General features: G+C 62.7%; 11 protein-coding genes and 1 pseudogene. 11 read left to right on the top strand and 1 reads right to left on the bottom strand.

The features are described 5' to 3' along the window. From phnK to MOV61_RS24625, 11 genes and pseudogenes are all read left to right on the top strand, one after another. Positions 1-291, top strand: a pseudogene (gene phnK / locus MOV61_RS24675) (phosphonate C-P lyase system protein PhnK); the annotation flags it as partial. A 12-nt stretch (positions 292-303) separates the two neighbouring features. Beyond that, positions 304-1,014 carry a phosphonate C-P lyase system protein PhnL gene (gene phnL / locus MOV61_RS24670; protein ID WP_247138482.1) on the top strand — a complete coding sequence of 237 codons (711 nt, stop codon included), beginning with the start codon at positions 304-306 and terminating at the stop codon, positions 1,012-1,014. After that, complete coding sequence (locus MOV61_RS24665; protein ID WP_247138481.1) at positions 1,011-1,628, top strand: DapH/DapD/GlmU-related protein; 618 nt, start codon at positions 1,011-1,013, stop codon at positions 1,626-1,628. The genes phnL and MOV61_RS24665 overlap by 4 nt, the downstream gene beginning before the upstream one ends. A 114-nt stretch (positions 1,629-1,742) precedes the next feature. Next, positions 1,743-2,600 (top strand): phosphonate ABC transporter ATP-binding protein, encoded by an 858-nt coding sequence (phnC, locus tag MOV61_RS24660; RefSeq protein WP_247038934.1) that lies wholly within the window; start codon positions 1,743-1,745, stop codon positions 2,598-2,600. 81 nt (positions 2,601-2,681) lie between these two features. After that, positions 2,682-3,593, top strand: a complete 912-nt coding sequence (phnD, locus tag MOV61_RS24655) for a phosphonate ABC transporter substrate-binding protein (protein WP_038548034.1) — start codon at positions 2,682-2,684, stop codon at positions 3,591-3,593. A 72-nt stretch (positions 3,594-3,665) separates the two neighbouring features. Further along, a complete protein-coding gene (phnE, locus tag MOV61_RS24650; RefSeq protein ID WP_247138480.1) occupies positions 3,666-4,646 on the top strand; it encodes a phosphonate ABC transporter, permease protein PhnE in 981 nt (326 codons plus the stop codon). Further along, positions 4,646-5,989 carry a phosphonate ABC transporter, permease protein PhnE gene (phnE, locus tag MOV61_RS24645; protein WP_408962427.1) on the top strand — a complete coding sequence of 448 codons (1,344 nt, stop codon included), beginning with the start codon at positions 4,646-4,648 and terminating at the stop codon, positions 5,987-5,989. The genes phnE (MOV61_RS24650) and phnE (MOV61_RS24645) overlap by 1 nt, the downstream gene beginning before the upstream one ends. A gap of 112 nt (positions 5,990-6,101) precedes the next feature. After that, positions 6,102-6,815 (top strand): DUF1045 domain-containing protein, encoded by a 714-nt coding sequence (locus MOV61_RS24640; RefSeq protein ID WP_247138479.1) that lies wholly within the window; start codon positions 6,102-6,104, stop codon positions 6,813-6,815. Further along, entirely contained in the window at positions 6,812-7,951 is a 1,140-nt protein-coding gene (locus MOV61_RS24635; protein ID WP_038548025.1) for an alpha-D-ribose 1-methylphosphonate 5-triphosphate diphosphatase, read from the top strand. The genes MOV61_RS24640 and MOV61_RS24635 overlap by 4 nt, the downstream gene beginning before the upstream one ends. 20 nt (positions 7,952-7,971) lie before the next feature. Beyond that, complete coding sequence (phnN, locus tag MOV61_RS24630; RefSeq protein WP_038548021.1) at positions 7,972-8,550, top strand: phosphonate metabolism protein/1,5-bisphosphokinase (PRPP-forming) PhnN; 579 nt, start codon at positions 7,972-7,974, stop codon at positions 8,548-8,550. A 78-nt stretch (positions 8,551-8,628) separates the two neighbouring features. Continuing rightward, complete coding sequence (locus MOV61_RS24625; RefSeq protein ID WP_038548018.1) at positions 8,629-8,925, top strand: hypothetical protein; 297 nt, start codon at positions 8,629-8,631, stop codon at positions 8,923-8,925. Positions 8,926-8,934: 9 nt separating this feature from the next. Here MOV61_RS24625 and polA read toward each other — a convergent pair. Next, positions 8,935-10,921 (bottom strand): DNA polymerase I (gene polA, locus MOV61_RS24620; RefSeq protein WP_247138478.1); only part of this gene is annotated, 1,987 nt, incomplete at its 5' end.

Raw genomic sequence — 10,921 nt, 5'->3', positions numbered from 1 at the left:
GCCCGCAACCTCGTCACCGGCCCGCGGCTGGTCTTCATGGACGAGCCGACCGGCGGCCTCGACGTCTCGGTCCAGGCGCGCCTGCTCGATCTCGTGCGCGGCCTCGTCAACGATCTCGGCCTGTCGGCGATCGTCGTCACCCACGATCTTGCGGTCGCCCGCCTCCTGTCCCACCGGATGATGGTGATGAAGGACGGCTATGTGATCGAGCACGGGCTGACGGACCGGGTGCTCGACGATCCGCGCGAGCCTTATACCCAGCTTCTCGTCTCTTCCATTCTTCAGGTCTGAGGAAAAACGATCATGGCAACTCCCCTCGTCGTTTCCGAGGTCTTCAAGAGCTTCACCATGCATCTGCGCGACGGCATCAAGCTGCCGGTCGTCAACGATGTGAACTTTTCCGTCGCGAGCGGCGAATGCGTCGTGCTCGGCGGCCCTTCGGGCATCGGCAAGAGCTCGATCCTGAAGATGCTCTATGGCAACTACGCCGTCGATGCCGGGCAGATCCTGGTCGACCACAAGGACCGGCTCGTCGATATCGCCCGCGCTGATCCGCGTACCGTGCTCGACGTGCGCCGCCATACGCTCGGTTATGTCAGCCAGTTCCTGCGCACCGTCCCGCGTGTCTCCGCGCTCGACGTGGTCGCCGAACCGCTGGTCGCCCGCGGTATCGCAGCGCCGGAAGCACGCGACAAGGCGGCCGAGCTCCTGGCCAAGCTCAACCTGCCGCGAGAACTCTGGACCTTGCCGCCCGCCACGTTTTCGGGCGGCGAACAGCAGCGGGTCAACATTGCCCGCGGTTTCATCACCAGCCACCGAATCCTGCTCCTCGACGAGCCGACCGCTTCGCTCGACGCCGTCAACCGGCGCGTCGTCGTGGACATGATCGCGGACAAGAAACGCGAGGGCGTCGCCCTTCTCGGCATCTTCCACGACGAGGAAGTGCGCGAGGCGGTGGCAGACCGCGTTCTCGACGTCTCCCAATTTTCTCCGCGAAAGGCAGTCGCCGCATGAGCGTCAAGGTGGGGCTCGAGCCCGCAATCCACGAAACGGCAAACGTCAGCAATTCCACGCTCGGCCCGTATACGGAAGTTTCCGAACGCTGCCGCATCAGCGAGGCCGAGATCGGCGCCTATTCCTATATCATGCAGGACGGCTCGATCTGGTGCGCAACGATCGGCAAGTTCGTCAACATGGCGGCCTCCGTGCGCATCAACGCCACCAATCATCCGACCTGGCGGGCGACGCTGCACCACTTCACCTATCGCGCCGCCAGCTACTGGGACGATGCCGAGGACGAGAAGAGCTTCTTCGAATGGCGGCGCGACCATCGCGTCACCATCGGCCATGACGTGTGGATCGGCCATGGCGCCACCGTGCTACCGGGTGTCACTGTCGGCAACGGTGCGGTGATCGGCGCCGGTGCGGTCGTCTCGAAGGACGTCGCGCCCTATACGATCGTCGGCGGCGTGCCGGCTAAACTCATCCGCGAGCGTTTCACAAAAGCGGTCGGCGAGGCGATGGACCGGCTTGCCTGGTGGGACTGGGATCACCTGAAACTGAGAGGTGCTCTCGATGATTTCCGGGCACTTTCGGCAGAGGAATTCGTGTCCCGTCATGCCACGTAACGGAAGCGTGACGGGCACTTTCGGAATATAATAAAATCGACATAAAACCGACATTCAGACTTCATCAACCATCGCTATCGAGCACTCAGAAAAAGGCTGAATTGGCGAGAGAGCATGAAGTTCGAGTTGAGGGACATCACCCGCCGTTTCGGCGACCGTATCGCGGTGAGCGCCGTGAACGTCGAGATTCCCCAAGGCCAGATGGTCGGCATCATCGGCCGCTCCGGCGCCGGCAAATCGACCCTGCTGCGCATGATCAACCGTCTGCAGGAGCCCAGTTCCGGCTCCATCTACTTCAACGGCGCCGAAGTCTCCTCCCTCAAGGGCCGGGCATTGCGCAACTGGCAGCGCGACTGCGCGATGATCTTCCAGCAGTTCAACCTGGTGCCGCGCCTCGACGTGATGACCAATGTGCTGCTCGGCCGTCTCAATCACCGTTCGACGACCATGAGCCTCTTGAAAATCTTCAGCCGTGACGAGCGCGTCATGGCGATGGCGGCGCTCGAGCGGCTCGGCATCGAACAGACGGCGTTGCAGGCTGCCGGAACATTGTCGGGCGGACAGCAACAGCGCGTGGCGATTGCCCGTGCGCTGGTGCAGGCGCCGAAAATGATGCTCGCCGACGAGCCGATCGCCTCGCTCGATCCGCTCAATGCCAAGATCGTCATGGACGCGTTACGCGACATCAACGAGCGCGAAGGCATCACTGTCATCACCAATCTGCACACGCTCGACACTGCCCGCAGCTATTGCGAACGGATTATCGGCATGGCGGGCGGCCGCGTCGTCTTCGACGGACCGCCGCAGGAGCTCAATGCCAATGCGGTGCGCGAGATCTACGGCTCCGACAGGGATGGCGCCGGGATCGACGAGACGATGACGTCGACCAGCCTCGCCTCCACCCGTCGCGGCGAGGCTCCGGTCGCGATCGACACATCCGGCATGATGGCCGAAGCCGCCGCCATGCGCTGACCTGTTTCCGGCTGCCGACCCGCGGCCGGAAGACTGACGCCCTTTCCGGGTTGACCACCCCAATCACCAAAGGAGACTTCCATGTCTGCATTCCGCAAGATCCTGATGGCGACGATCGCCATCGCTGCCGTCGCCGGCCAGGCCCACGCCCAGAGCGCACCCGTTCTGCGCATCGGCCTCGATGGCGGCGAAAACGAAGCCGACCAGGTTCGCCGCACCGAATGCGTCAAGCCGGGCCTGATCGCCGCGACCGGCGCTTCGGATGTCAAGCTCTTCCCGTCGCCGAACTATAACGGCGTCATCCAAGGCCTGCTCGGCGGCACGATCGACCTCGCCGTCATGGGTGCATCCTCCTACGCTTCGATCTACATCAAGGACCCGAACGCCGTTACCCCGGTCCTGACAACCAAACAGGCCGACGGTTCGACCGGCTACTACTCGATCATGGTTGCCCGCAAAGATTCGGGCATCAAGACGCTCGCCGATGCCAAGGGCAAGAAGATCGGCTTTGCCGATCCGGACTCGACCTCCGGTTACCTCGTACCGAACGTCTCCCTGCCGAAGGACATCGGCATGCCGGTCAAGCAGTACTTCTCCGAAACCGGTTTCGGCGGCGGCCACGAGAACCTCGTTCTCGGCATTCTCGACAAGAAGTTTGACGTCGGCACCACCTTCGGTTCGGCTGTCGGCGACTGGGCGCAGGGCTACTCGTCCGGCAACCTGCACATCATGGTCACCAAGGGCCTGCTCGACATGGACGACATCGTCCAGGTCTGGAAGTCCCCGCTCATCCCGAACGGCCCGCTGATGGTTTCCAACAAGCTTTCGGACGACATGAAGAAGAAGGTGACCGCCTACTTCGCCGAGCTGCCGAAGAAGGACAAGGCCTGCTTCGAGAGCTTCACGGGCGGCGGCTACGTCGACTGGTCGCCGGTCGACCAGAAGTTCTACCAGACCATCATCGACGCTCGTAAGGCCGTCATCGGCGGCTGATCCAGCGCCTGATCAATATCTTGGCGGCGGCATCATGACGATGCCGCCGCTCGTTCAACAAGGATGCCCAGAATGGCGCACGTGGCCGAACCCGCTCAACTCAGCGGGCTGCAGGAAAGCTCCCGCACCATCCTCGACCATTACCAGCAACAGGTGCGGACCCGGCGGATCTATACCGTCGTCTCCATTGTGGTTTTCCTGATCGTGCTCGCTGCGTCGCTGGATTTCGCCAACCAAGCCAATTCCGGCAAGTTCTTCGAACGTCTTCCCTATTTCTTCGACTTCATCAAGAGCTTCGTGCCGAACAGCCCGCTGGAGATTTTTCGCGCCATGTTCGACCTGCCGTCGCCCTATGCCGACGGCTCGATCAAGTTCGACTACACGAGCGACCGCGTCTGGATCACCGACAGCTTCTACATTCCGAACTTCTTCTATCAGCTCGCCATTACCCTCAATATCGCGATCGTTTCGACCATTCTCGGCTCGACCGGCGCCTTCCTGCTCTGCTTCTTCGCTTCCTCCAACCTCGTCGGCTCGCGGGCAGTGCGTTGGGGAGTGCGGCGGATCATGGAAATCATGCGCGCCTTCCCGGAGATCGTCATCGCCGGCCTTCTCGCCGCCATCCTGTCGATCGGTCCGATCGCGGCGATCATCGCGGTCTCCTTCCACACCATCGGCGCGCTCGGAAAGCTGTTCTTCGAAGTGGTCGAGAATGCCGACATGAGGCCGGACGAGGGCCTGCGGGCCTCGGGCTCCAGCTGGCTGGAGCGCGTCCGCTTCGCGATCCTGCCGCAGGTCCTGCCGAATTTCGTGTCCTACACGCTGCTGCGCACCGAGATCAATGTCCGCGCCTCGACCATTATCGGCGCCGTCGGCGGCGGCGGCATCGGTGAGGTGTTCAGCCTGTCGATCGGTCGAGACCACGCCGCCAAGACCTATGCGATCATCATCCTTCTCCTGGTCACCGTCATCTGCGTCGACCAGTTCTCGGCCTGGCTGCGCCGCCGGCTGATCGGCAGGCAATCGTTCGAATTCGGCCGGGGAGCCGCCTGATGTCCACTCTCGCCGTCAATGCCGCAGATCGCGAACGCCTGCTCACCGCCTATCCGGAAGTCTTTCACCGCAGCTTCATGCAGCGCTGGGGCCTGGCGATCGCCGCCGTTGCGGTCTTCGTCTACCTCGCCTTCTGCTTTTCCTTCTTCAACGTCATCCCCACCTTCGTCAACGGCAACTGGGACCGCGCGGCGATCTACATCCAGGACTGGTATTCCTGGCGGGCCCAGCCGCGCCTGCGCTTTCAGAACGGCCAGGTCGTGCCGCAATGGACCAGCCGCCGCCAATATCCCGAGGGTGCTGCGATCGACTGGCTGAAGCCGACCTCGAACGGCGGCTACACGGTCCTTTTCGGCGGCGAGAACCGCCTGGAAGTGACCCCAAGCCAGGTCGATGTCTATATCGACGGCAAGCTCTATCCCGTCGCGATCAACGGGGACCGGGCGTCTCTGCCGGCAGGTGCGCCGGCGCGGATGGAGCAGGACGACAACAAGGTCAATGTCCGGTTCGGTTTTGCCGGCCAGGCGGAAATCCGCAGCAACCAGGTCTATATCCAGCGGCGCTTTCTCGGCTGGGCGAATTTCTTCTTCGACACCCACTCACCGTTCTGGGGCCGCAGCTTCACCGGCGTCGCCGGGCTTATGTTCTTCGGCGAGCGACTCGATCCGGCTCAATCCAATGCCTCGCTGGCTCTCGACAACTTCCTGAACAATGGCAGCTGGCAGCACGGCGATATTCTCTCCAAGCTAATGCAGACGCTGGTCATGGCCTTTGTCGGCACGCTGTTTGCCACCCTCGTCGCCTTCCCGCTCGCCTTCGTCGCGGCGCGCAATATCACCACAAGCCGGCCGATGAACTGGGGGATGAAGCGCTTCTTCGACTTTCTGCGCTCCATCGACATGCTGATCTGGGCCTTGTTCTTCACCCGCGCCTTCGGCCCGGGGCCGTTGCCGGGGATCGCCGCCATCTTCTTCACGGACACCGGCGCGCTCGGCAAGGTCTATTCGGAAGCGCTGGAGAATGTCGACGACAAGCAGCGCGAGGGCGTCAAGTCGGTGGGAGCCGCGCCGGTCATCGTGCAGCGCTACGGCGTCGTGCCGCAGGTCCTGCCTATTTTCATCTCACAATCGCTGTATTTCTGGGAGTCCAACACCCGTTCGGCGACGGTGATCGGCGCTGTCGGAGCCGGCGGTATCGGCCTCAAGCTGCTCGAATCCATGAAGACCAATGCCGACTGGGACAAGGTCGCCTACATGGTCCTGCTGATCCTTCTCGTGGTCTTCGTCTTCGACAACCTCTCGAATGCGCTGCGTTCGCGGGTCATGGGCAAAAAGGGTCACTGACCGGCCGGATTATCATCATTCTGTCACGGAAATCTTTTAGCCGAAGGTCCTGTTTCGCCGGCCGGTAGACAGCTAAGGTCAGCCGGCCTTCTCCTGATTCCGGAATCCCGTTTTGCGCTACGCTCTCTATTTTTCGCCCGCCGAAAACCATCCGCTGACGAAGGCGGCAGCGCGTTGGCTCGGCCGTGACGCCTTTACCGCAGAGACGTTTCCGACGCCTGATGTCGAAGGATTGGCCCGCGACACCGTCCATGAACTGACTGCCGATCCGCGCCGCTATGCCTTTCATGCGACGCTCAAGGCGCCGTTCGAACTGCATCCCGACCGGACGGAGGCCGAGCTCATCGATGCCGCCGAACGCTTTGCCGCAGAGACCACGGAGTTCGACATCCCGAACGTCATCGTCGGCCAGCTGGGGCGGTTCTTCGCGCTGGTGCCTGACACGATTTATCCGGAGCTCCAGCATTTCGCCGGACGCGTCGTCGAAGAGTTCGAACATTTTCGCGCGCCGCTGTCGGAGGACGATATCGCACGGCGGAAACCTGATATGTTAAGCTCTGCCCAGCGCGCCAATCTTGATCGCTGGGGTTATCCTTATGTCATGGACGAGTTCCGCTTCCACATGACGCTGACGGGCCAAGTCCCGGCCGAGGAGGCACCTGCCATGCGCCGCGAGCTCGATCGGCGCTTCGCCGATTTCGCCAACGCACCGCTGACCGTCGATGGGCTTGCCATCTTCGCCGAGCCCGAGCGCGGCGCCCCCTTCATCGCCCATCGCTGGCTTCGGCTGGCGTCCGCCTTCGAAAACAGAAAGACCGCATCATGACCGCCGAACTCGTGCTCACCAATGCCCGCATCGTGCTCGAGGACAGCGTGATCTCCGGTTCAGTCCAGATCCGGAACGGCAAGATCACCGATATCTCGGAAGGCAATGTCCATACTGGCGAGGATTTCGAGGGCGATTATCTGATCCCGGGCCTGGTCGAACTTCATACCGACCATCTGGAACAGCATTATTCGCCGCGTCCGGGCGTGCGCTGGAACACCACGGCGGCGATCCAGGCCCATGACGCACAGATCGCTACCTCCGGCATCACCACCGTCTTCGACTGCCTGCGCATGGGCGCCGACGAGGACGGCGGTTTTGCCCATGGCGAAATGCGGGACATGGCGGACGCGATTGCCGCCGCCGCCGCCTACGGCCGCCTGCGTTCCGAACACTTCCTGCATCTGCGCTGCGAAGTCTCCGCCGACAATTGCATGGAGCATTTCGTCGACTTCGAGAACGATCCGCATGTCCGGCTCGTCTCGCTGATGGATCACGCACCGGGCCAGCGGCAGTTCCAGACCATGGATCAGTACACCTTGTATTACCAGAAGAAGCGCGGCCTCAGCGACGAGGCATTCGCCGCCTTCGTGGCCAAACGCCAGGGAGAATCGGCACGCAACGCGACACCGCACCGCGCGGCGATCTCGAAGGTCTGCGCCGAGCGTGGCATCACTGTCGCAAGCCATGACGACGCGACGCTTTCCCATGTGGGCGAAGCGATCGACAACGGCGTTCGGCTGGCGGAATTCCCGACCAGTTTCGATGCGGCAAAGGCTTCCCACGAAGCGGGCATGAGCGTGCTGATGGGTGCGCCGAACATCGTTCGCGGCAAGTCGCATTCCGGCAATATCGCCGCCCGCGACCTTGCCGAGCGGGGCGTGCTCGACGTGCTCTCCTCCGATTACGTGCCGCTCAGCCTGCTGCATGCACCCTTCGTGCTTGCCGCAGAGGTCGAAAGCATCTCGCTGCCGAAGGCGCTCGCCATGGTGACGTCGACCCCTGCCCGTACAGTCAGCCTCGATGATCGCGGCCGGATCGCGACGGGCCTGCGCGCCGATATCGTTCGCGTCCATCACGAAGAGGGCGTTCCCGTCTCCCGCGCCGTCTGGCGGGAAGGCCGGCGGGTCGCCTGATGGACGCCAGGCCGACAACAATGGAATCGGAGCGACGCGGCTGCATGGTCGCCGTCGTCGGCCCGAGCGGGGCCGGCAAGGACACGCTGATGGCCTATGCCGCCCGGTTCTTCGAGGGCCGCGATGACGTCGTCTTCGTGCGGCGGATTATCACTCGCGATGCCGCCGCCGGCGGCGAGGATCACGACGGCGTTTCCGAAGCGGAATTCGAAGCTCTGGAAAGGGCCGGCCGTTTTGCGGTCTCCTGGGGTGCCCACGGCCTGCGATACGGCATTCCCGCCGAGACGAAAGAGGCCATGGCAAGAGGCCAGCTGGTCGTCGCCAACGGCTCGCGTTCCGCGCTTGCCCAGTTCAAAGATACCTATCCGTCGCTCGTGGTCATCAACATCACCGCCAGCCTGAACGTGCTCGCCGCCCGGCTCGAAGCGCGCGGACGGGAAACGCGCGAGGAGATACTTCGGCGTCTCGAACGCAGTTCGCTTGCCGTGACCGGCGACTACCAGGTGGTGACGATCGACAATAGCGGATCGCTCGAAGATGCCGGCAAGGCCCTGGTCGACGCTCTCAACGGTTGCTTTGCGAGCCAACCGACTGGTTAGCGAAAAACGTTCGATCCTTCTTTAAAGTCCCTGATCCGGCTCTATGTGCCTTTCCTTATATTATGAAAGGAAAAAACCATGGGCCAGAACAAGCCGCGCGACAGGCACCATTCCGATGGGGCAACCGCCATCGATCTGGAAGCGCGCGTCGTTGTTCTCGAAATCGTCTCCATGACGGCTTTGGCGCTCGCCATGGACACGTCCGAAAATGCGGATGTCGAACACGCCCGTGGGATCAGCAACCTCGTTCTCGAAGCCGTGCACCAGCGCTGTCACGAGATGAACATGCCGGAGGATGCGCGGCTCACCGCCTGCACCTATGCCGACGAGCTGCTTTCGACCGCGCTTATGTCCCTCTACCCGCAGGAACACTGAGCCTCAAGCTCAATGCGCCTCGTCCCAATTGCTGGCGGCGCGAGCATCGACCTTCAGCGGCACCCGCATCGAGATCGCGGGCATGGCCGCGTGCTCCATGGTCGAGATGATCACAGGCAAGGTCTTGTCGATCTCTTCGTCCTCGACTTCGAAGATCAGTTCGTCGTGCACCTGCAGCAGCATGCGGGCCTTTCCGTTCAGTCCGGCCGTTTGGAGCGCCGATTCCATCTTCGCCATCGCCCTGCGGATGATATCTGCGGCCGAACCCTGGATCGGCGCATTGATCGACGCACGTTCGTTGAAGGCGCGCACCGAAGGGTTGGAGGACTTGATCTCTGGATAATGCGCCCGGCGGCCGAAGATCGTCTCGACGTAACCGTTCTCGCGGGCGAAGGTCTTGGTGCTTTCCATGTAATCGCGGATGCCCGGGAAGCGCTCGAAATACTTCTTGATGTAGTCGCCCGCTTCCGAGCGTTCGATCGACAGCTGGTTGGCCAGTCCGAAGGCGGAAATGCCGTAGATGATGCCGAAGTTGATCGCCTTGGCGCGGCGGCGCACTTCGCTGGGCATGCCTTCCACCGGCACGCCGAACATTTCCGAAGCCGTCATCGCGTGAATGTCGATCCCATCGGCAAAGGCCTGACGCAGCTGCGGAATGTCCGCCACGTGCGCAAGCACGCGCAGCTCGATCTGGCTGTAGTCGGCGGAAACCAGCTTGTGGCCGGGCGTCGAGATGAAAGCGGTGCGGATCTTGCGGCCTTCGGCCGTACGCACCGGGATGTTCTGCAGGTTCGGTTCCGAAGAGGAAAGGCGGCCTGTGGTGGTGGAGGCAAGCGAGTAGCAGGTGTGGACCCGCTTGGTCTCCGGGTGAACGTAGCCCGGCAGCGCATCCGTGTAGGTGGATTTCAGCTTTGTCAGCTGCCGCCAGTCGACGATCTTGCGCGGCAGGGGATGACCTTCGGCAGCCAGATCTTCCAGCACGCTGGCCGAGGTCGACCACTGGCCGGTCTTGGTCTTGGCGCCGCCCGGCAGGCCCATCTTGCCGAACAGGATGTCGCCGAGCTGTTTCGGCGAGCCGATGGTGAATTTTTCCCCTGCCAGCTCGTAGATCTCGTCTTCGAAGGCGGCGGCCCGCTGGGCAAGCTCTCCCGAAAGCCTGGACAGGATCTGCCGGTCGATGGTGATGCCGCGCTCTTCCATGCGGGCGAGCACCGAGACCAGCGGCCGCTCGAGCCGTTCATAGATGCGGGTCAGGCCCGCAGCCGCCAGCTGCGGTTTCAGCACCATCCACAGGCGCAGCGTCACGTCCGCATCTTCCGCGGCATAGGCGGTCGCCTTGTCGATATCGACGAAATCGAAAGTGACGCCCGCCTTGCCGCTGCCGGCGACTTCCTTGAAGGTGATCGGCTTGTGGTTCAGCCAGCGCTCCGACAGTGCGTCCATGCCGTGGTTCGCCTTGCCGGCCTCCAGCACATAGGACATCAGCATCGTATCGTCGTAACCCTCGACGGTGATGCCATGACGTCTCATCAGCAGGTAATCGAATTTCAGGTTCTGCGCCACTTTGAGGACCGACGGGTCCTCCAGCAGCGGCTTCAGACGCGCCAGCGCTTCCCTGGTCGAGATCTGGTTTTCGGCAAGCCCGCCGCCGAGCAGATCGCCAACGCCGGTCTTGTGGATCAGCGGCACATAGGCCGCGCGGACTTCTAGGCCGGACGGGTTGGCGATATTGTCGGCAAGCGCCAGCGAAAAACCAACCAGTTCCGCCTGCATCGGATCAAGCGACGTGGTTTCCGTATCGAAGGCGACAAGGCCGGTTTCCTGCGCCGCGCGGATCCAGTCGTCGAGCACCGTCAGGTCCCGGATGGTCACGTAGCAGCTCGGATCGAGCTTGGCCTTGGCAAAGGCTTCGATGCGGGCCTCAGCGAGTGCGGTCGGCGTTGCCGCCTCCATGCCCTTGGCGACCGGCGCCTTGGCCGGATGAGGCGGCGCTTCG

The sequence above is a fragment of the Neorhizobium sp. BETTINA12A genome, assembly GCF_023006485.1.
Classification (GTDB): domain Bacteria; phylum Pseudomonadota; class Alphaproteobacteria; order Rhizobiales; family Rhizobiaceae; genus Neorhizobium.
Note: the sequence above shows the minus strand (reverse complement) of the source record. Positions and strands in the feature narration are given on the sequence as shown.